Below are 21,792 nucleotides of genomic sequence, written 5' to 3'. Positions count from 1 at the left end.
TACTACTTCGGCGCGAAGTACACGTTCAGCGGCTTGTCGGTATCGGCATCGTACGGGCTCGGCAAGAGCCCGGCCAACTCGAACAAAGTGGACTACGAAATGATCTCGGGCGGGCTCGGCTATCAGTTCAGCCCGTTCCTCCGGGTCACGTCCGGCTACTACTTCCTGAAGGACCGCAACAACGGCGCGAACCATTCGAGCGAGTATGCGATGGGCGCCGAATACAGCCTGTCGAAGCGGACGATGGTCTATGCGCAGGTCGGCTACGTCGCGAACCGCGGCACGATGAACCAGACGATCACGTATGGCGAGCCGGTCGCGCCGGGCGTGTCGACGACGGCCGCGATGATCGGCATGCGGCACACTTTCTGATGATTCGATATTCAAACGGAGATAAACGATGAAAAAGATGAAGGCACTCGGGGTGGCTCTCGCCGTCGCGATCGCGACGGCGACGGCGACGGGCGGCGCGTGGGCACAGGCGAGCGCATCGGCCGTCGCATCGGTCGGCGCATCGGCAGGCGTCGCGACCGCAGCGCCGGGCGCGACGAGCAAGAAGGCGATCCGGCAGGCGAACCGCGCGCTGAAGCGCAAGGTGTATGCAGCGCTCGCGAAGCACAAGGAGATCGACGCGGGCAGCATCAGCATCATCGCGAAAGGCGGCGCGGTGACGCTGAACGGCACCGTGACCGATGCGTCGCAGATCGACACGGTCGCGAGCGTCGCGAAGGGCGTCGCCGGCGTGAGCTCGGTGACGAACAAGCTGACCGTGCAGCGGCCGCTCGGCCAGTAGCGCGGCGTTCACGACGAGAGCAGGGGAGGACACCGTGCAGATTTCCGCCACCGATACAGCGGTCGATCGCGAACCCGTCGCGCGAGCCGCGCCGCGTCCTTATGCGTGGCTCGTGTTCGCGCTGACGATCGGGCTGATGCTGTCCGACTACATGTCGCGACAGGTGCTGAACGCGGTCTTCCCCGCGTTGAAGGCGGCGTGGCATCTGTCGGACGCGCAGCTCGGCTCGTTCAACAGCGTCGTCGCGTTGATGGTCGGCGTGCTGACGTTCCCGCTGTCGGTGCTCGCCGACCGCTGGGGGCGCGTGCGCAGCATCGTGCTGATGGCCGCGCTGTGGAGCGTCGCGACGCTCGGCTGCGCGCTGTCGACGCGCTACGGCGACATGCTCGCCGCGCGCGCGCTGGTCGGGCTCGGCGAGGCGTCGTATGGCGCGGTCGGGCCCGCGCTGATCATCAGCATCTTTCCGGCGTCGCTGCGCTCGACGCTGACCGCCGGCTTCATGGCGGGCGCCGCGTTCGGCTCGGTGATCGGCATGGCCGCGGGCGGCGTGATCGCCGCGCATTTCGGCTGGCGCTGGTCGTTCGGGACGATGGCGGGCGTCGGCATCGTGCTGATCGTGCTCTACCGGTTCGTCGTGACGGAGGCGCGGCTCGCGCGGCACCGGAGCGTCGACGTGACCGCCGCGTCGGGTGCGTCAGGCGCGTCGGGTGCGCGCGCTGCGCCCGGCGCGACGGACGTGCGCGCGAGCATCCGGGCGGTCGTCGCCGGGCTGTTCGCGTCGGCGTCCGCGCGTTGCGCGTACGTCGGCAGCGGGATGCAGGTGTTCGTCGGCGGCGCGCTGTATGCGTGGCTGCCGAGCTATCTGAACCGCTACTATGCGATGCCGCCCGCGCGCGCGGGCGTGACCGCCGCGGGCTTCGTGCTGATCAACGGGCTCGGGATGGTGCTCGGCGGCATGCTCGCGGATCGCGTGAGCCGCCGCGTCGCGACGCGCAAGTGGAGCGTGTCGATCGCGTACTGCGCGGTGTCGTTCGCGCTGCTGTCGGTCGCGTTCCGGCTGCCGGCCGGGATGCCGCAGCTCGTGCTGATCGCGCTCGGCATGTTCGTCGTGTCGGGCACGAACGGCCCGTCCGGCGCGATGGTCACGAACGTGACGCCCGCCACGATTCACGCGTCGGTGTTCGCGACGCTGACGCTCGCGAACAGCCTGCTCGGGATGGCGCCGGGGCCGTTCGTCACCGGCCTCGTCGCGGACCGGATCGGTCTGCTCGGCGCGTTGCAGGCGCTGCCGTGCATGTCGCTCGTCGCGATCCTCGCGTTCGTGCTCGGCCGGCGACGCTATCGTGCCGACCGCGAGCGGATCGGGCGCGCGGCCGGCTGATACGCGCACGCGAAGCGCGCGGCATCCGACCCCGATGCGGGTGCGGTGCCGCGCGTCAGTAATTTCCCGGAATTTTTTCGAATTTTCTTCGAAATTCAGGATGACATACTGGCGCCCCGAATTGCTCGACGGACGAGCAAGACTTACCTGTCGCGAGCCGGCACCCTTCACGCGCCCGGCTCGTGTGGGAGCCATGAAATGAATAATTTCGACACGGTCATTCAGACTTTCCTCACACAAATCACGTTTCCGCCGCTGGTCGATCATGCGATCCGCGTCATCGCCGGGCTCTATACGTTCAAGGGCTTTCTGCTGGTTCCGATGCTGTGGTGGTTCTGGTTTCAGCCGAACGAGCGCAGCGAATGGCAGCGCGAGATGGTGATCGCGACGGTCGCGAGCGGATTGCTTGCGCTCGCGCTCGGACGCGGGCTCGCGATGTCGCTGCCGTTCCGCGTGCGGCCGATCTACAACCCGGCGCTGCACCTGCACTTTCCGGCGTCGTTGCGCGCGGCGACGCTGCAGGCGTGGAGCTCGTTTCCGAGCGATCACGCGATGCTGTGGTCGGCGGTCGCGACCGGCATCTTCCTGATTTCGCGGCGCGTGGGCGTCGTCGCGCTGCTGTACGTGTTCGTCTTCATCTGTTTGCCGCGCGCGTATCTGGGTTATCACTACCCGACCGATCTGCTCGCGGGCGCCGCGATCGGCATCGCGATCACGTGGCTGATGACGCGCGACGCGATCCGCACGCGCTACGCGGTGCCGATCATGCGCGGCGTGCAGCGCTTTCCCGGCGCCGCGTACACGTTCGCGTTCCTGCTCTGCTTCGAGCTGATCACGCAATTCGACGAGCTGCTGCTGCTCGCGCACTCGGCGCGGCACACGCTGTGACGCGCTGACGCTCCCTATCGGCGCGCGTGGCGGGCGCTGAAAGGGGGAAAGAGCGGGGGTAAAAAACGGGTAAAGAAAAGCGGGTAAAATACGCCGCCCTCGGTCGCACCGTTCCCGCACCGCCCGACGCCGTTCCCGCGCACGCGGAACCGGCGTCTCCCGGCGATCCTGGAATCCGGACATCCGGCGCGAGCGCGGGCACCGGATTCCCGCCTGCGCGGGGCGATGGCGGCGCCGTTTTTTTTCGCGACCGGCCGTCGTGTCCGTCCGCGCTTTTCTCCGAGATCCGCGATCGTTATTCGAACGGAAAAAGAAAAAAAAGCGCGCGGAAATCCGTGGACACGACTCCCGAGCCCACGAGAAAAACGCCGCATGGAAGCACAGACCAATACGACGATGTCGAACACGGGCGCACTCGACGCCCGCCCGGGGCACGCCGCCGCATGGAAGACGCTGGCCGGCTCGGCGATCGGCTATGCGATGGACGGCTTCGACCTGCTGATCCTCGGCTTCATGCTGCCCGCGATCGGCGCCGCGCTCGCGCTGACGCCCGCGCAATCGGGTGCGCTCGTGACCTGGACGCTCGTCGGCGCGGTCGCCGGCGGCATCGTGTTCGGCGCGCTGAGCGACCGCTACGGCCGCGTGCGCGTGCTGACCTGGACCATCGTGCTGTTCGCGGTATTCACCGGCCTCTGCGCGTTCGCGCGCGGCTTCACCGATCTGTTGATCTACCGGACCATCGCGGGCATCGGCCTCGGCGGCGAGTTCGGGATCGGGATGGCGCTCGCGACCGAAGCGTGGCCCGCGCGCCAGCGCGCGCGCGTGTCGTCGTACGTCGCGCTCGGCTGGCAGGCCGGCGTGCTGCTGGCCGCGCTGCTGACGCCGGTGCTGCTGCCGCGCATCGGCTGGCGCGGGATGTTCCTGCTTGGCGTCGCGCCGGCGCTGGTCGCGTGGTTCGTCCGCAGCTCGCTGCACGAGCCGGAGGTTTTCGTGCGCCATGCCCGCGCGCGGCACGGTCGCGCGAACGCGTTCCGGCTGCTCGTCGCCGACGCGCGCACGACGCGCACCAGCATCGGCATCGTCGTGCTGTGCTCGGTGCAGAACTTCGGCTACTACGGCATCATGATCTGGCTGCCGACCTACCTGAGCAAGACGCTCGGCTTCTCGCTGACGAAGTCCGCGATGTGGACGTCCGTCAGCGTGCTCGGGATGATGGCTGGCGTCGCCGTGTTCGGCCAGCTCGCGGACCGCATCGGCCGCAAGCCGACGTTCCTGATTTTCCAGGCGGGCTCGGTCGCGATGGTGCTCGCGTACGCGCGGCTGACCGATCCGGTCGCGATGCTGTGGGCCGGCGCGTTGATGGGCCTGTTCGTGAACGGGATGATCGGCGGCTACGGCGCGCTGATCTCCGAGGCGTATCCGACGCCCGCGCGCGCGACCGCGCAGAACGTGCTGTTCAACATCGGCCGCGCGGTCGGCGGCTTCGGGCCGATCGTGATCGGCAGCCTGGCGACCGCGTATTCGTTCCGCGTGGCGATCGCGCTGCTCGCCGGCATCTACGTGCTCGACATGCTCGCGACGTTCTTCCTCGTGCCGGAGCTGAAGGGCGTCGAGCTCGACTGACGCGCGGCGTCAGCTCGTCCGCGCGCGGCGCTTCGTCGGACCCGATGATTCTGTCGCAAAAAAATCATCGTTTCCGACGACGAGAATGCGCGCGCGGCCGGTCACAATCGTCCGACGGCGTGAAGGCAACGGCGGAAGGCAACGGCGGAAGACAACGGCGGGAGACAACGATGATGGAACGTCTGATATTCGAACCGGAACACGAGAGCTTTCGCGAATCCGCCCGGCGCTTCTTCCAGCGCGAGGTCGGCCCGCACGTCGAGCGCTGGCGCGAAGCCGGCTGCGTCGATCGCGACGCGTACCTGAAGGCCGGCGCGCAGGGCTACCTGCTGATGTGGGCGGACGAGGCATACGGCGGCGCGGGCGTCGACGACTTCCGCTACGACCAGATCCTGATCGAGGAAAACGCAAGCCACGGCGATTCGGGTTTCTTCTTTCCGCTGCATTCGCGCCTCGTCGGCCCGTACATCGGCCGCATCGGCAACGACGAGCAGCGCGCGCGGATCCTGCCGAAGGCGATCACCGGCCACGCGATCCTCGCGGTCGCGATGACCGAGCCGCAGACGGGCTCCGATCTCGCCGGCATCCGCACCCGCGCGGAGGACAAGGGCGATCACTGGCTGCTGAACGGCGCGAAGACGTTCATCTCGAACGGCATTCTCGCGGATTACGTGGTCGTCGCCGCGCGCACGTCGGCGGACCGGCCGCACGGGATTGGCCTCTTCATCGTCGAGCGAGGCATGGAAGGTTTCGAGCGTGGCCGCAAGCTGAAGAAGATGGGGCTGCAGTCGCAGGACACCGCCGAGCTGTTCTTCGACAACGTGAAGGTGCCGAAGGCGAACGTGCTCGGCGATCCGTCCGAGGGTTTCCGCTACCTGACGCGGCATCTGGCCGAGGAGCGCCTGACCGGGATGTGCGGCTACATCGCGAGCGCGCAGGCCGCGTTCGACGTGACGCTCGACTACGTGAAAACGCGCACCGCGTTCGGCCGGCCGGTCGGCACGTTCCAGAACTCGCGCTTCATGCTCGCGCAGATGCGCGCGGAGCTCGACGCGCTGCAGACGTTCGTCGACCAGTGCGTGCTGCTGCACAATGCGGGCAGGCTGACCGTCGAGACCGCGGCGACCGGCAAGCTGCTGACGTCGGAGCTCGAAGGGCGGATGACCGACGTCGGCGTGCAGCTGCACGGCGGCGCCGGCTACATGGACGAATACCGGATCAGCCGGATGTATACGGACGCGCGGATCTCGCGGATCTATGCGGGCACGAGCGAGATCATGAAGGAGATCATCGGGCGCAGCCTCGGGCTCGACGAGCGCAAGCTTCGCTGAGCGCGCTGGCGTGGCCCTTGCGTGACTCTTGCGTGGCTCTTGCGTGACGACAGCAACGGATCAACGGACATGACAGGACCTCTGAAGGGCATCCGCGTGGTGGAGATGGTCGGGATCGGCCCGGGCCCGTTCTGCGGGATGATGCTGGCCGACATGGGCGCGGACGTGATCCGCGTCGATCGGCCGGCGGACCGGCGCGTCGGCCTCGACGGCAAGCCGCTGCCCGCCGATGCGCGGCGCTTCGACGTGACCGCGCGCGGCAAGCGCACGGTCGCACTCGACCTGAAGTCGGCGGACGGCGTGGCGCAGGCGCTCGCGCTCGTCGAGCACGCTCACGTACTGATCGAAGGGTTCCGCCCCGGCGTGATGGAGCGGCTCGGGCTCGGGCCGGACGTCTGCCTCGTGCGCAATCCGGCGCTCGTGTACGGCCGGATGACCGGCTGGGGGCAGCACGGGCCGCTCGCGCACGCGGCCGGGCACGACCTGAACTACATCGCAATCTCCGGGATGCTCGGCGCGATGGGGCGGGCCGGCGAGCCGCCGGCGCCGCCGCTGAACCTCGTCGGCGACTACGGCGGCGGCGCGATGATGCTTGCGTTCGGCGTTGCGTGCGCGCTCGTCGAAGCGCGCGCGAGCGGCAAAGGGCAGGTGATCGACGCGGCGATGAGCGACGGCGCCGCGCTGCTCGGCGCGATGTTCTACGGGATGCGCGCGGCCGGCCACTGGAGTGTGCAGCGCGGCGCGAATCTGCTCGACGGCGCGGCGCCGTTCTACGACACGTATGCGTGCGCGGACGGCAAGCTCGTGTCGATCGGCTCGCTCGAGCCGGCGTTCTACGCGGAATTGCTCGCGCGGCTCGAGCTCGACGGCGACGCGGATTTCCGCGAGCAGATGAATGCGCGCAACTGGCCGGTGCTGAAGCGGCGGATCGCCGCGAAGATCGCGACGCGCACGCGCGCGGAGTGGGTCGAGCGGCTCGAAGGGACGGACGTGTGCTTCGCGCCGGTGCTCGATCTCGACGAAGCGAGCGCGCATCCGCACAACGTCGCGCGCCGCGCGTTCGTCGAGCTCGGCGGGGTCACGCAGCCGGCGCCCGCGCCGCGCTTCAGCCGGACCGTGCCGGAGGCGCGCGAGGCGGATCGGGAGGACAGCAGCGTCGACGACGTGCTGGCGGCGTGGCGCGGCGACGGGCGGCGATGACCGGCTGCGATGACCGCGCTCGCGCATCTTTGCCGCCGTCATCGCGGCAATCGTATGGCTCTTGCAAGCGCGGCGCGGCAGAATGTCGGTTCGACCAGTGGAAAACCGCCAGAACACAGCGAGAAGAGGAAGCCGATGACGACAGCCGAACAGGGGCGCGCCGCGAAGCGGGACGCGCTCGACTATCCGTTTGACGGGCCGCCCGCGCGCGGGCAGACGATCGAGGTCGCGCCGGGCGTGTACTGGTTCCGGATGCCGCTGCCGTACGCGCTCGACCACATCAACCTGTGGGCGCTCGACGACGGGGACGGCTGGGCGATCGTCGACACCGGCGCGCGCACCGACGACGCGATTCACGTCTGGCGCGAGCTGTTCGCGAACGACACCACCGGGCGGCGGATGACGCGCGTGTTCGTTACGCACCTGCATCCCGATCACGCCGGGCTCGCGGGGTGGCTCACGCGCAAGTTCGGGATCCGGCTGTGGATGACGCGCCTCGAATACCTGACCTGCCGCGTGATGACGTCCGACAGCGGCCGCGAAGCGCCGCCCGACGCGATCGAATTCTTTCACCGCGCGGGCTGGAGCGACGCCGCGCTCGAAACCTACCGCGCGCGCTTCGGCAACTTCGGCAAGCACATCCACGCGCTGCCCGACAGCTATCGCCGGCTACGCGACGGCGAGACGGTGAAGATCGGTGCGCACGACTGGCAGGTGATCGTCGGCAGCGGGCATTCGCCCGAGCACGCGTGCCTGTACTGTCCGGCGCTGCGCGTGCTGATCTCCGGCGATCAGGTGCTGCCGAAAATCTCGTCGAACGTGTCGGTGCTGCCGATCGAGCCGGACGCCGATCCGATGAGCGAATGGCTCGACTCGCTTGCGAAGGTGAAGCGCGTCGTGCCCGACGACGTGCTCGTGCTGCCCGCGCACGGCGAATGCTTCCGCGGGCTGCATGCGCGGATCGACGCGCTCGCGGCGAGCCAGCAGCGCGCGCTCGACCGGCTCGTCGGCGCGCTCGCGACGCCGAAGCGCGCGGTCGACGTGTTCGAGGCGCTGTTCTCGCGGCCGATCGGCGAATCGGCGACCGCATTGCTCGGGATGGCGACCGGCGAAAGCCTCGCGTGCCTGAACCATCTGCTGCATCAGGGGCGGGCCGAGCGCAGTATCGATGCCGATGGCGTCGCGTGGTATCGCGCGACAGACGGCGCCACGGCCACCGCCGCCACCGCCGCCACGTAAGTGCGAACGGCATGAGCGGCACGCGTGCCGCTCATGCCGTCGACCCGCATCGTCGTTTCGCGCTTCAATCCGTGAGCCGACCCGCGCGAGTCAGCCCGCGCGAATCACTGCACGAATCACAGCGCGAATCACCCCGGATAAGGCCGTCCGTCGAGCCCGCCGCGATACGTCTCGCGCGCGCCGATCGCCGCGTACCGCTGGCCGATTTCCGCACGATACGCGGTCACCGGATTGAGCAGCAGCGAGCCCGCGAGCGCGGCCGCCCAGCCGGAGCCGGGCAGCACGCGGCGCATCATCGCGGCGCGCCAGCTCTCGAGCCGCTCGCCGACCATCAGCCCCGCAATCAGCATCTCGCGGCCGAGCCGCAGCGTCGGGAACGCAACCGACTCGCGCGTGCAGGCGGCGATTTCGACCGTGCGGTCGACCGCGGCCGTCGGCGTATCCGCGAGCGCGCGCCGCAGCGCGGCGCCGATCCGGTCGAGTGCGTCGCGCGCGGTGCGCAGCACGCCGTCGAAGTTCAGGAATCCGTGGAATTGGCCCGCGTAATGCAGCAGCTCGACCGGCACGCCGGCGTCGCGCAGCTTGCCCACGTACGCGAGACCGTCGTCGCGGATCGGATCGTAGCCCGCGGTCAGGATCAGCGCCGGCGGCAGCCCGTCGAGCGCGGGGCTGAACGCCGGGGAAATCCACGGATCGGTCAGGTCGGCCGGCTCGCGCGTGATCAGCGACAGGATCGCGTCGATCCGCTCCGTGGTCAGCATGTAGCCGCGTGCATTCTCCGACATCGACGCGAACTCGTCGTGCAGGTTCGTCGCCGGATATGCGAGCACCTGCATCCGCAGCGCCGGCCCGCCCCGCGCCGTGTGGCGTTGCGCGACGGCCGCCGCGAGATTGCCGCCGGCCGAGTCGCCGCCGATCGCGATCCGCGTCGCGTCGATGCCGACCGTGTGGCCTTCGTTGACGAGCCAGTCGAGCGCCGCGAGGCAGTCCGCGCGGCCCGCGTACAGATCGTGCTCCGGCGCGAGCCGGTAGCGCGCGGCGACGACGATCGCGCCGCTCGCCTTCGCGATGTGGCGGCACAGCGTGTCCGCGGTCGCGATGCCGCCCATCAGGAAACCGCCGCCGTGGAACCACAGGAACGCGGGCGCGGGCTCGGCGCTGGCCGACGGCCGGTACAGCCGCAGCTCGAGCGGCGCGTCCGGGCCGGGCACGGTCAGCGTCTCGACCTGCGCGACCGCGTCCGCGCGGCCGAGCGCGAGCGCGGACAGCCGCCACGCGAGCCGGTGCCGCGCGAGACTCTTGTCGCTGAGCGCGCCGCGATCCGCGAGATTCAGCATCGACAGCAGCGTCGCGGCTTCGGGGTCGAGGCGGTCGGCGCGCGTGTTGTGCGGCCGGCCGAGATCCGGCTGGGGCGCCGCGGCGGGGCGCGTGCGGCGGCGGGAGGGGGGCGATTTTTTCGTCGGGTTCAAGCGTTGTCTCCATCGCTGTATGCGCGATTGTTGGCGGCCGGCATGCGGCGCTCAGCAATCGGCTGCGCCGCACCGTGCCGTGCGCGGCGGGATCGCCGAAATCGGCGATGTGCACTGTCCCGCCGGCACCCGGCCGACACAGCACGATCCTCCGGAATGCGCGCGCGCGCACGACAGGGAATTCCCGAGGGCCGAATCGGCGGTGTTTTGCTAATATCGAACGTTCGTTCGCCCCGTGGTTGTCCCGCGGTTCGTCCTATCATTCGCCCAGTGGTGTTCGCCCCGTCGTTCGCTCCGCCTGCCCGCAGATGACTTCGTCGTCGAGCCTGACCCGCCACGTGCCGAGCATGAAGCTCAGCCCGCCCGTCTCCGCCGCCACCCACGTGATCCGGCAGCGCGTCCGGGATCTGCTGCAGGCGGCGGCGTCCGCGCGGCTCGTGATCGTGCGCGCGCCGGCCGGGTTCGGCAAGACGACCGCGATGCTGCAGCACCGGGCGCGGCTCGAGCACGCGTCGGTCGCGACGACGTGGCTCACGCTCGACAGCGCCGACAACGATCCGGTGCGCTTTCTGTCCGGCTTCGACGCGGCGGTGTCCGCGATCGTCGGCGACGACGTGCTGCCCGAGCCCGCGCGGCCGGTGCCGCACACGATCGGCGAGGTCGCGCTGCAGGCGATGGACCGGCTCGCGAGCCATCGCGAGCCGTTCGCGTTCTTTCTCGACGATTTCGAGGTGCTGCAGGAGCCGGGCGTGCTCGCCTGGGTGCGCGAGATCGTCGATCATCTGCCGTACAACGGCCAGCTCGTGATCGGCACGCGCTGCACGCCGGATCTGCGGCTCGGCCGCCTGCGCGCGCGTGGGCACTTGCTCGAGATCGACGCGGCCGCGCTGCGCTTCTCGATCGACGAGACCGAGCAGTTCTTCCGCACGGTGCGGCCGATGTCGCTCGCGGCCGACGACCTGCTGCGCCTGCATCGCAAGACCGAAGGCTGGGCCGCCGCGCTGTGGCTCGCGTCGGCGTCGCTCGAGCGCAGCGATGCGCGCACCGAATTCATCGACCGCTTCTCCGGCACGAGCCGCTCGATCGCCGACTATCTGGCCGAGGACGTCGTCGCGCGCCAGCCGGAGCCGGTGCGCCGGTTCCTGTTGCGCACGAGTCTGCTGCGCTATCTGAGCGAGCCGCTGTGCCGCGCGCTGATGCCCGACGCCGACTGCGGGACGATCCTGCGCCAGCTCGAGGCCGCGAGCCTGATCGTGCCGATCGACAGTGACGGCAGCGACGACCGCGCGTGGCGCTATCACAGCCTGATCGCCGATTTCCTGAAGGCGCAGCTGCTGCGCGACGCGCCCGACGAGATCGCGGGCCTGCATCGCGCGGCCGCCGACTGGTACCTGTCGCGGCAGCGTCCGGTGGCCGCGATCGACCATGCGCTCGACGGCGGCGATTTCGCGCACGCGGTCGCGCTGCTCGCGCAGCATGCGCCGTCGCTGCTCGGCGAGGGGCGGATGCGGCTCCTGATGCGCTGGTTCGACGCGCTGCCCGACGCCGTGCTGCGCGATCATCTGCCGCTGCAGGCGATTCGCGCGTGGGCGCTGACGTTCACGCGCGGGCCGTGGGAGGCGATGGAACTGCTCGACCGCAGCGGGCTGCGCGACACCGCGGACCTGGCGGTGCGTCCGCACGTGCTCGCGCTGCAGCCGACGCTGCTTGCGATGATGGACCGTTTCGAGGAGGCGCTCGACGTCGGCCGCGCGTGCCTCGCGCACTGGCCGACCGGCCATGCGCTCGCGGACATGCTGCTTGCGAACGCGATGGCGAACCTGTTCGCGGTGATCGGCGAGCACGCGCAATCGCGCCGGCTGATAGAGACCGCGCGCCGCACGCAGAGCGCGGACGGCAGCGCGTTCAACCTGATGTATTCGGAGACGGTCGAGGCGATCTGCGATCTGCAGGAAGGGCGGCTGCGCGAGGCGAGCGCGCGCTTGCGGATCGCGGTCGGCGCCGGCAGTGCGCATCACTACGGGCACACCGGCGGCAACGCGTGGGCGGGCGTGATGTACGCGGCGACCGTCTACGAGGCGAACGATCTCGCGCAGGCCGCGCATCTGCTGCAGGTATACGTGCCGCTCGCGCGCGACGTGCTGCTCGCCGATCACGTGACGATCGGGCACGTGCTGCTGTCGCGGATCGCATTCGCGCGCGGCGACGTCGACGACGCGTTCGAGACGCTGAGCCGGCTCGAACACCTGGGCCATGCGCGGCGCCTCGCGCGGATGGTCGCCGGCGCGAAGCTCGAGCGCGCGCGTGTGCTGCTGATGCAGGGGCATGCGCGCGCCGCGCACGACGAGATCGCGCGCGCCGACGAGCCGGGGCTGTGGGCGCGCGTCGCGCCGCTGCATCTGATCGGCAACGATCTCGACTATCTGGCGCTCGCGCAGCTTCGCTGGGAAGCGCTCGCCGGCGACGCGAAAGCCACCGCGCCGCGCTTGGTCGACGCGGCCGCGCGCGCGGATGCGCACGCGCGCCACCGGCGCGCGATGAAGCTGCGGCTGCTCGCGGCGCTCGCGCATCAGCGCGCGGACGAGCCGGCCGCCGCGCAGGCGCTGCTCGGGCCGTTGCTGAAGGCGGCGTGCGCGGAAGGTTACGCGCGGCTCCTGCTCGACGAAGGCGGCGGCCATGTCGGGCCGCTGCTGCGGCAGTTCTCGCGGACGCTCGGCGCGAGCGGCGGCGCGTCGCGCGATCCGGTGCTGGCCGAGTACGTGCTGCGTCTCGTCGCCGCGTGCGGGCTCGCCGATGGGCCCGCGGATGGGTTCGCCGGTGGGCTCGCGGATGTGCCCGCCGATGTGCCCGCCGATGTGCTCGCCGATGTGCCTGCCAACGCGCCTGCCAACGCGCTGGCCACGGACAAGCCGGCGCTACATGATCCGCTGACGCGCAAGGAGATCCGCGTGCTGCAACTGCTCGCCGAGGGCTACTCGAACAACGCGATCGCGGAGAAGCTGTTCGTGTCCGACAGCACGGTGCGCACGCATCTGCGCAACATCAACAACAAGGTCGATGCGCGCAGCCGCACGCAGGCGGTCGCGATCGCGCGCCGGCTCGGCGTGATCGGTTGAGCGGCGGCGCGCGCGTCGTGCCCGCCGATGCGCGCGCTGTCGCGAATCGGCCGCGGTTTTCAGTGGCCGTCGGCGACGGTCGAAAAGCACCCGTGCACGGCCGATGGGGTTCGGGTAAGGTGCGTTGACGAGAACACTAGACAGGAGACACGAGACCCATGAGCGCGTATGACTTCCCGCTGCTGATCAAACAGATGCTGGTCACGCCGATCGCCCAGCGTTCGCGCAAGGAAATCGTCTATCGGGATCAGCTGCGCTTCGACTATCCGACGCTGGTCGCGCGCATCGGCCGGCTCGGCAGCGCGCTGTCGACGCTCGGGGTCGCACCCGGCGACACGGTGGCCGTGCTCGACTGGGATTCGCATCGCTACCTCGAAGCGTATTTCGCTGTGCCGATGCTCGGCGCGACGCTGATGAAGACGAACGTGCGGTTGTCGCCGGAGCAGATCGCGTACACGCTCGACCACGCGGAAGCCGAGACGCTGCTGGTGAACGCCGACTTCGTGCCGCTGATCGAGTCGATCCGCGCGCAGTTGCCGCGCGTGAAGCGCTTCATTTTCCTGACGGACGAACGCGGCGACGCGCCGCCGCTCGGGCTCGACTGGGCCGGCGAGTACGAGGCGCTGCTCGCGGGCGGCGATCCGGACCACGCGTTCCCCGAATTCGACGAGAACACGCGCGCGACGCTGTTCTATACGACCGGCACGACCGGGCAGCCGAAGGGCGTCTACTTCAGCCACCGGCAGATCGTGCTGCATTCGCTGTCGGTGCTCGCAACGATCTCGCAGGCGGCCGAGAACGGCCGCTTCACGCGCAACGACGTGTACATGCCGCTGACGCCGATGTTCCACGCGCACGCGTGGGGCTATCCGTACATCGCGACGATGTGCGGCTGGCAGCAGGTCTATCCGGGCCGCTACGAGCCGTCGATGCTGGTGAATCTGGTGAAGAACGAGCGCGTGACCTACTCGCACTGCGTGCCGACCGTGCTGCACATGGTGCTGTCCGCGCCCGACGCGCAGGGTGTCGATTTCAGCGGCTGGAAGGTCGTGATCGGCGGCAGCGGGCTGCCGCGCGCGCTGTGCAAGGACGCGCTGGCGCGCGGGATCGACGTGTACGCCGGCTACGGGATGTCGGAGAGCTGCCCGCTACTGACGCTCGCGCAGATCAAGACCGACGTCGTCGAAGCCATCGACGATCCGCACGCGCGGCGCGAGCGCGAGATCGACATCCGCACGAGCCCCGGCATGCCGGGCGTATTCATGCAGGTGCAGGTGGTCGACGAGCAGATGCGGCCGGTGCCGGTCGACGGCGTGTCGGTCGGCGAGGTCGTCGCGCGCGCGCCGCATCTGACGCAGGGCTACCTGAAGAACCCGGAAGCGGGCGCGAAGCTGTGGGAAGGCGGCTGGATGCATACCGGCGACATCGGCCGCTTCGACGACGACGGCTATCTGTATCTCGTCGACCGCGCGAAGGACGTGATCAAGAGCGGCGGCGAATGGATCTCGTCGATTGCGCTCGAGAGCGCGATCGGCCAGCATCCCGGTGTGGTCGAGGTCGCGGTGATCGGCGTCGCGGATCCGAAATGGGGCGAGCGGCCGCTCGCGCTCGTCGTGCCGCGGCCGGGCGTCGCGGTGACCGACGGCGATCTGCGCGCGCATCTGGGCGCGATGGCGGACACGGGCGCGATCTCGAAGTATGCGATTCCGGAGCGCTTTCTGTTCGTCGAGCAGATCGAGAAGACGAGCGTCGGCAAGCTCGACAAGAAGCGGCTGCGGGAGCGGTACGGCACGCCGGCGGCGTAGTATCGGGCAGCGGAGCGTGGTGCGTGCGATGCGTGCGATGTGCGTGCGCGCGATGACGGATTTTTTCGGCCGCCCGGAACGGGCCGGCCTCGAACGGGAGAGTGAACGATGGATCTGGGAGCGAAGCTGAAGGGGCTGCGGGTGCTGGTCACGGGTGCGTCGTCGGGGTTCGGCGCGCACTTCGCGCAACTGGCCGCGCGGTGCGGTGCCGAGGTGGTGATCGGCGCGCGGCGCAAATCGCGGCTCGACGCGCTCGCGGCCGAGCTGCCGTCGCTCGGCGCGGCCGGGGTGACGGTGGTCGAGCTCGACGTGACGAGCGCCGAGTCGGTCGCGCAGGCGTTCGAGACGATCTCGGCGACTGGCAAGCTGCTCGACGTCGTCGTCAACAACGCGGGGATTTCGGGCGACGGCCTCGCGATGGAGCAGCCGATCGAGCAGTACGACGCGGTGATGGCGACCAACCTGCGCGGCGTGTGGCTCGTCGCGACCGAGGCCGCGCGGCGCTGGAAGGCCGCCGGGCGCGGCGGGTCGATCGTGAACATCGCGTCGATCCAGGGCGAGCGCGTCGCGCCGGGGATCGCCGCGTACTCGACGTCGAAGGCGGGCGTCGTGCACATGACGAAGAGCCTCGCGCTCGAATGGGCGCGCTACGGCATTCGCGTGAACGCGATCGAGCCCGGCTACGTGCGCACCGAGATGACCGACGAGATGTGGGAGACCGACTACGGGCGCGCGTTGATCAAGCGCATCCCGATGCGCCGGCTCGGCCTGCCCGAGGAACTCGACGGCGCGCTGCTGCTGCTCGCGACCGACGCGGGCTCGTGGATGACCGGCGCGGCGATCGCGGTCGACGGCGGGCATCTGGTGTCGTCGCTGTAGCGTCGCCGGCGCGCGGGCGGGCCGCTTTCGTCGGGCTCGTCGATATCGTCGAATTTGTGATGTCGTCGCTTTCGTCGATTTCGTCGATTTCGTCGCTTTCGTCGAGTCTGTCGAGTCTGTCGATTTCGTCGCTTCCGACGATGACCGCGCGCGGCCGCGCGCCTAAACTGCATCGGACCGTTCATTCAGACAGAGGACTTCCGATGCAGCTCGATTCCAGCATTGCCGCCGTCGTCACCGGCGGCGCATCCGGCCTCGGCGCGGCGACCGCGCGGCGGCTCGCGGGCCGTGGCGTCAGGGTCGCGCTGTTCGACCTGAACGCGGAGCAGGGCGAGGCGCTCGCGCGCGAGCTCGGCGGCGTGTTCTGCCAGGTCGACGTGACGTCCGACGAGCAGGTCGACGCCGGATTCGCGCGCGCGCGCGCCGCGCACGGCCAGGAGCGCGTGCTGATCAACTGCGCGGGCACGGGCCTCGCGGTGAAGACCGCGAGCCGCGACAAGGCCACCGGCGAGGTCCGTCATTTCCCGGTCGCGAATTTCGATCGGATCGTCCAGATCAACCTGATCGGCACATTCCGCTGCATCGCGAAGTCGGCGGCCGGGATGCTGACGCTCGATCCGCTCGGCGACGGCGAGCGCGGCGCGATCGTCAACACCGCATCGGTGGCCGCGGAGGACGGGCAGATCGGGCAGGCGGCCTACAGCGCGTCGAAGGCGGCGATCACGGGCATGACGCTGCCGATCGCGCGCGACCTGATGGGCGAAGGCATCCGCGTGAACACGATCATGCCCGGCCTGTTCGACACGCCGCTGATGCAGGGGCTGCCCGAGAACGTGAAGGCCGCGCTGGCCGCGTCGGTGCCGTTCCCGAAGCGGCTCGGCCTGCCGGACGAGTTCGCGCAGCTCGCCGAGACGATGATCGTGAACGGGTATTTCAACGGCGAGAGCGTGCGGCTCGACGGCGCGATCCGGATGGCGCCGCGTTGATGGTGCCGCGTTAATGGTGCCGAGTTAACGGCACCGCGTTAATCACCCCTGGAGCAATCTCATGCCCGAAGCCTTCATCGTCGCCGCCGCGCGCACCGCCGGCGGCCGCCGCAATGGCCGCCTGTCCGGCTGGCATCCGGCGGATCTCGCCGCGCAGGTGCTCGACGCGCTGATCGAGCGCACCGGCGCCGACCCGGCGCTCGTCGACGACGTGATCATGGGCTGCGTCGGCCAGGTCGGCGAGCAGGCGATGAACGTCGCGCGCGGCGCGGTGCTCGCGTCGACGCTGCCCGAATCGGTGCCGGCGACGTCGATCGACCGCCAGTGCGGCTCGTCGCAACAGGCGCTGCATTTTGCCGCGCAGGCTGTGATGTCCGGCACGATGGACGTCGTGATCGCGGCCGGCGTCGAGAGCATGAGCCGCGTGCCGATGGGCACGCCGAGCACGCTGCCGCTGAAGAACGGGCTCGGCTTTTACGTGAGCCCGCTGATGCAGCGGCGCTATCCGGGCATCGAGTTCAGCCAGTTCACCGGCGCCGAGATGATGGCGAAGAAGTACGGCCTCGACAAGGCGGCGCTCGACGCGTACGCGCTCGCGAGCCACCGTCTCGCGGCCGATGCGACGCGCGCGGGCCGTTTTGCGCGGGAGATCGTGCCGGTCGCCGCGCGGATGAATGACCGGACGAACGCGGGCAGCGAGCCTGGCGACATGCACGCGACCGATGAAGGGATCCGCTTCGACGCGACGCTCGAAGGCATCGCGGCCGTGAAGCTGATCGCCGAAGGCGGGTGCGTGAGCGCGGCGACCGCGAGCCAGATCTGCGACGGCGCGAGCGGCGTGATGGTCGTCAACGAACGCGGCCTGAAGGCGCTCGGTGTCGCACCGCTCGCGCGGATCCATCACATGAGCGTGCTCGGCCACGACCCGGTGATCATGCTCGAGGCGCCGCTGCCGGCGACGCAGCGCGCGCTGAAGCGGGCCGGGATGACGATCGGCGACATCGATCTGTACGAAGTCAACGAGGCGTTCGCGCCGGTGCCGCTCGCGTGGCTGCAGGCGCTGGACGCGGATCCGGCGCGGCTGAACGTAAACGGCGGCGCGATCGCGCTCGGTCATCCGCTCGGCGGCTCGGGCACGAAGCTGATGACGACGCTCGTGCACGCGCTGCATCAGCGCGGCAAACGCTATGGACTGCAGACGATGTGCGAGGGTGGCGGGATGGCCAACGTGACGATCGTCGAGCGGCTCTGACCTGACTGCGCCGACTTTACGGCTGCGACTTTACTGCCGCGACTTCACTGCCGCGACTTCACTGCCGCGACTTCACTGATAAGTCAGCAGATACTGCACGCTGCCCTTCACGGAGCCGCGCGTCGCGCCGCCGGTTTCCGACACGTACCGGACCGCGAAGTCGTACGAAGCCGCCGTTTCTCCGGCGCGCAGGTTCAGGCCCGGCGCCGCGTGGCCGTCCGGGCCGCTCAGGTTGAACGGCTGGTTCGGCGCCGCCGGGTCGACGAGCTGCAGCGACACGTTTTCGGCGGTGCCCGAGTTGTCCAGGTTGCCGGACGCGGTCACCCGGTTGCCGACGAACACCGTCCTGATCGCTTGCGCGGTTTCGATCGGCGCCGTGCACCCGCTGATGCCGATCCTGAACGTCGTCTGGCCGGCGGTGCTGCCGCCCGTGGCGAGCGTGGATGCCGACACGGCCGGCAGGACCACGGCCGGATTCGACGTGACGCCGTTGACCGCGACTTCGCAGGTCTGGTCGGCGATTTCGCCGAGGAAGGTGAGGGTGTTCGCGCTGCTCGCGAAGGCGACGGAAACGTTTGCGAAGACAAGCGCCATGGCGGCGAGAGGATATTTCATAAGACGATCCTGGGGCGAGAAGCGGACGGAACGCCGCCTTTAAATGAACGGCATTCGCGATTCCTGGGGTTGAATGGACGAATGAATGGGATGGGCGAATCTCCGTTGGTTCAAAGTGGTTGTCAATCGGCCTGCTTTCAAAAGAATAGCACCGGGCGCCGGGCGGTTATCCATCGAATCGACGTCTTTTGAGATATGGCAAGGGTATCGCCAATCCTTTAAAGATTCTTTGTTTATTGCCGAAATAACAGGGTTTCATAGGTAATTATTAGATAAAGGCAATGTGATTTAGTGTCGCAGCGAGTGGCGATTAATGGGTTGATCCACAGCGAGTTTTATTTAAATGATGCGTGGCATCGCGCCGATTCAGCGCGCGCAAGCCCATTAAGTGTGAGAAATGCGCGACAGAGGCGGCGTGCAGTCCCGCGTTGCATGCGAGTATCAATTTCCACCACTCATACGACCCCGCGGCCCGCTGCCGCCGAGTGGCGAGGTCGCCGCGGCATTCGATCGTTTCGTTTGGTTACAAGCGCGAAGCCGCGACCGACGCGATGCGGCGGCGTGTCGGTCGCGCCGGGTTGCGCCCGATCGCGCCGCGACATACCCGTCCGATCGGCGTCCCGTCCGTGTCCGATGCGCGTCCCGCCGGGTCGCCTGCCGCGTCCGGCACGCGACGTAACGCAACTGTAACGTTTTTCGGCCGATTTTCCGCCCCGGCGCGCCGCGCTCCCGCGCCGCGTTCCGCGCGGCGCGCGCGCACCTTGCTTGGCACGTTGTTAGCTCTGTATGGATCGCCGCGGACGACGCATTCGATCCGCGTTCGCGACGAGCTACGCGCATCGGCGCCCCCCGCGCAAGCGGGGCGACGCCGAAGGCGTTTCGTCGTCGCGAATGCGCCGCGCGCAGTTTGCCGGCCTGTCCCGCCGCGCCGGCTCCGCCGACGGTCGTCCGGGCGGTGCAGGCGTCGACAGTGTTGGGCATCACGAATCGTCCCATCCGAGGGAGAGCGCTATGTTGGCCAAGTCATGTAGGTTCTTCAGGTTATTCCTGATCGTCCTGTCCATCTGCGTGACGTTGACGCCGGGGCGGGCGAACGCCGTGTCGAGCCAGTTGCTGCTGCTGGTGCCCGACACGCTCACGCTGCCCGATCCGCGCGTGTCCGCGTGGTCCGACGCGGCCTCGGAAGAGGGCTTGCACATCGTCACGATGACCGACAGCCAGTTCCTGGCCGCCGGCACGACGCTGCAGCAATACCAGGGGCTGATTCTGCCCGATCAGGTGCACACGGAAGCGTCCACCGCGCTCGTGACGGCGATCCAGAACTACGCGCTGAACGGCGGCAAGGTGATGCTCGTGTATGACTTCGGCGCGCTGTCGGATACGGGCTTCTATCCGCTCACGGTATCGCCGTTCAGCTCGATGGTCGGCGTCAACTACGTGCTGTATACGCAGCTCGGCGGCAACATGATCGGCCTCGGCCCGGTGATCGGGATGGGCAACACGTTGCGCACGCTGGGCATCCCCCCCGGCAAGTCGATGACGTGGACCGGCACGGCGACCTCGACGACCCCGACGACGGCGCCGGACGTGATGACGTCGGCGAAGGTGTCGGTGTCCGCGTCGCCGTCGCAGGCGCTGTACCTGCCGGCGAGCCCGTCGAATCCGGGCGGCCTCGCGGGCTACAACCACCAGGCCTATTTCAATTACAAGACGGAGAACGGCCTCGCGACGAACATCAGCCTGAATCTCGGCAAGGGCGTCGTGAAGGGCGCGAAGATCAAGGCCGGCTCGTATACGCCGGCGACGGTGACGGGCGCGGTCAGCGGCGCGGTGAAGGCCGCGACCGGCGTGGTCGCGGGCGCGCTCGCGACCACGGGCGCGACGACGAACGCCTTGTTGACGACGCCCAACGTGCTCGAAGGGATCTCCGGCTACGTGTATGGCTTCCTCACGTATCCGAGCTTCGTCACGCAGGGCACGTATAGCGGCACGACGCTGCTGACGTCGCCGAACTTCGGCCTCGTCGCCGGCTACAACACGTACGGCACCGGCGGCGTGCTGTTCGTGAACCTGCCGCTGTCGTACCTGAAGGGGCAGACCGACGGGATGCCGCTGCAAGGCTTCCTGCACTACTTCACGACGAACATTCTGTCGATGGCGCGCCTGTCGCTCGAGCCGGATGCGCAGGCGGGGATGGTGCTGAACTGGCACTTCTGCGCGGAAGAGATGATTCAGCCGGCGCAGTACCTGAAGAGCCTCGGCGTGTGGAACTACGGCCCGTTCTCGATCGTCGTGACGGCCGGCCCTGACGACGTGACGATCGGCGACGGTCTCGGCATCAACCTGACGAACAACTCGCAGGCGAAGAATCTGATGACGTACCTGCTCGCGCGAGGGCACGCCATCGGCAGCCACGGTGGATGGGATCACGACTACTGGGGCGCCAACGCGAGCGAGACGAATCAGAGCACGTTCCAGCAGTACCTGGTGCTGAACACGCAGTCGGTGCAGGGGGTGACCGGCAAGCCGAACACCGAATGGGCGGCGCCGGAAGGCAACACGCCGACGTGGGCGGTGAACTGGCTCGAGAGCAACGGTTATTCGGGCTACTACTTCGTCGGCCACACCGGGATGGCGCAGACCCGCTCGTATCGCAACGGCGCGCTGTCGAACCAGAACATCTGGGCGTTCCCGGTGATGCCGTTCGGCCAGTGGGCGACGTTCGAGGAGTTCCAGGAGTACGGCATCTCGACGACGGACGTGACGAACTGGTACGAGTCGCTGATGAACTGGGTCGTCGCGAACCGCACGACGCGGCTGATCTACATGCACCCGCTCGGCGCGTCGTGGTATCCGGGCGTCGTGACGACGATCCTGAACTACGCGAAGACGTTGAGCCTGACCGGCCAGTTCAAGTGGTTCACGATGGATCAGCTCACGCAGTTCGATCGTCGGCGTCTGCTCGTCACGTGGAACGCGACCGATACCGGTACCGGCTGGTCGTTCACCGCCTCGCAGCCGACGAGCCTGCAGGACATGACGTGGCTGCTGCCGAAGAACGCATACCAGCTGCCGGTCATCACGGGCGGCAGTGCGAAAGTCGTGATTACGGACCCGACCAACTGGCTCGTGATCGCGGGCGCGGGCACCTCGCTGACGTTCACGAGCGCGAAGGTGCAGTGACCTGAACCACGCTTCGCGCGCCGACGACACGC

At 68.8% G+C, this 21,792-nt stretch carries 16 protein-coding genes; 14 read left to right on the top strand and 2 right to left on the bottom strand.

All coding sequences use genetic code 11. The features are described 5' to 3' along the window. From HZI36_RS21750 to HZI36_RS21715, 8 genes are all read left to right on the top strand, one after another. On the top strand, positions 1–372 hold a 372-nt coding region (locus tag HZI36_RS21750; protein ID WP_179404729.1), incomplete at its 5' end, for a porin. A 28-nt stretch (positions 373–400) separates the two neighbouring features. Beyond that, positions 401–793, top strand: coding sequence for a BON domain-containing protein (locus tag HZI36_RS21745; RefSeq protein WP_179404728.1), 393 nt, complete (start codon positions 401–403; stop codon positions 791–793). Positions 794–827: 34 nt separating this feature from the next. Beyond that, positions 828–2,174, top strand: coding sequence for an MFS transporter (locus tag HZI36_RS21740; RefSeq protein ID WP_425485280.1), 1,347 nt, complete (start codon positions 828–830; stop codon positions 2,172–2,174). 198 nt (positions 2,175–2,372) lie between these two features. Then, positions 2,373–3,062 (top strand): phosphatase PAP2 family protein, encoded by a 690-nt coding sequence (locus HZI36_RS21735; protein ID WP_179404727.1) that lies wholly within the window; start codon positions 2,373–2,375, stop codon positions 3,060–3,062. Positions 3,063–3,458: 396 nt separating this feature from the next. Beyond that, the gene (locus HZI36_RS21730; protein WP_246327172.1) at positions 3,459–4,685 is read left to right on the top strand and encodes an MFS transporter; all 1,227 of its coding nucleotides are present in this window, start codon (positions 3,459–3,461) and stop codon (positions 4,683–4,685) included. 173 nt (positions 4,686–4,858) lie between these two features. After that, positions 4,859–6,016, top strand: a complete 1,158-nt coding sequence (locus tag HZI36_RS21725) for an acyl-CoA dehydrogenase family protein (RefSeq protein ID WP_179404737.1) — start codon at positions 4,859–4,861, stop codon at positions 6,014–6,016. Positions 6,017–6,085: 69 nt separating this feature from the next. Then, a complete protein-coding gene (locus HZI36_RS21720) occupies positions 6,086–7,216 on the top strand; it encodes a CaiB/BaiF CoA transferase family protein (RefSeq protein ID WP_179404725.1) in 1,131 nt (376 codons plus the stop codon). A 135-nt stretch (positions 7,217–7,351) separates the two neighbouring features. Further along, positions 7,352–8,455 (top strand): MBL fold metallo-hydrolase, encoded by a 1,104-nt coding sequence (locus tag HZI36_RS21715; RefSeq protein WP_179404724.1) that lies wholly within the window; start codon positions 7,352–7,354, stop codon positions 8,453–8,455. A gap of 128 nt (positions 8,456–8,583) precedes the next feature. Here the strand turns inward: HZI36_RS21715 and HZI36_RS21710 are convergent, their stop codons facing one another. Beyond that, the gene (locus HZI36_RS21710) at positions 8,584–9,924 is read right to left on the bottom strand and encodes an alpha/beta hydrolase (RefSeq protein ID WP_179404723.1); all 1,341 of its coding nucleotides are present in this window, start codon (positions 9,922–9,924) and stop codon (positions 8,584–8,586) included. 308 nt (positions 9,925–10,232) lie between these two features. Here HZI36_RS21710 and HZI36_RS21705 point away from each other — a divergent pair, with 308 nt between their 5' ends. From HZI36_RS21705 to HZI36_RS21685, 5 genes are all read left to right on the top strand, one after another. Next, complete coding sequence (locus HZI36_RS21705; protein ID WP_179404722.1) at positions 10,233–13,040, top strand: winged helix-turn-helix domain-containing protein; 2,808 nt, start codon at positions 10,233–10,235, stop codon at positions 13,038–13,040. 158 nt (positions 13,041–13,198) lie between these two features. Beyond that, a complete protein-coding gene (locus tag HZI36_RS21700; protein ID WP_179404721.1) occupies positions 13,199–14,845 on the top strand; it encodes a fatty acid--CoA ligase in 1,647 nt (548 codons plus the stop codon). 108 nt (positions 14,846–14,953) lie between these two features. Then, positions 14,954–15,724: an SDR family NAD(P)-dependent oxidoreductase gene (locus tag HZI36_RS21695; RefSeq protein WP_179404720.1), complete on the top strand. Its 771-nt coding sequence runs from the start codon at positions 14,954–14,956 to the stop codon at positions 15,722–15,724. Positions 15,725–15,927: 203 nt separating this feature from the next. Next, a complete protein-coding gene (locus tag HZI36_RS21690; RefSeq protein WP_179404719.1) occupies positions 15,928–16,710 on the top strand; it encodes an SDR family NAD(P)-dependent oxidoreductase in 783 nt (260 codons plus the stop codon). A 61-nt stretch (positions 16,711–16,771) separates the two neighbouring features. Continuing rightward, on the top strand, positions 16,772–17,962 hold the full coding sequence (locus HZI36_RS21685) for an acetyl-CoA C-acetyltransferase (protein ID WP_179404718.1): 1,191 nt from the start codon (positions 16,772–16,774) through the stop codon (positions 17,960–17,962). Positions 17,963–18,034: 72 nt separating this feature from the next. Here HZI36_RS21685 and HZI36_RS21680 read toward each other — a convergent pair whose 3' ends face one another. Then, positions 18,035–18,577 carry a fimbrial protein gene (locus HZI36_RS21680; RefSeq protein WP_179404717.1) on the bottom strand — a complete coding sequence of 181 codons (543 nt, stop codon included), beginning with the start codon at positions 18,575–18,577 and terminating at the stop codon, positions 18,035–18,037. A gap of 1,011 nt (positions 18,578–19,588) precedes the next feature. Here HZI36_RS21680 and HZI36_RS21675 point away from each other — a divergent pair. After that, on the top strand, positions 19,589–21,760 hold the full coding sequence (locus HZI36_RS21675; protein WP_179404716.1) for a polysaccharide deacetylase family protein: 2,172 nt from the start codon (positions 19,589–19,591) through the stop codon (positions 21,758–21,760). Positions 21,761–21,792 lie beyond the last annotated feature (32 nt).

Origin of the sequence: Burkholderia guangdongensis (assembly GCF_013403875.1) — a bacterium.
In the GTDB taxonomy this organism is placed as follows: domain Bacteria; phylum Pseudomonadota; class Gammaproteobacteria; order Burkholderiales; family Burkholderiaceae; genus Burkholderia; species Burkholderia guangdongensis.
The sequence above is the reverse complement of the archived record's forward strand: the minus strand, read 5'-3'. Positions and strand labels throughout refer to the sequence as shown.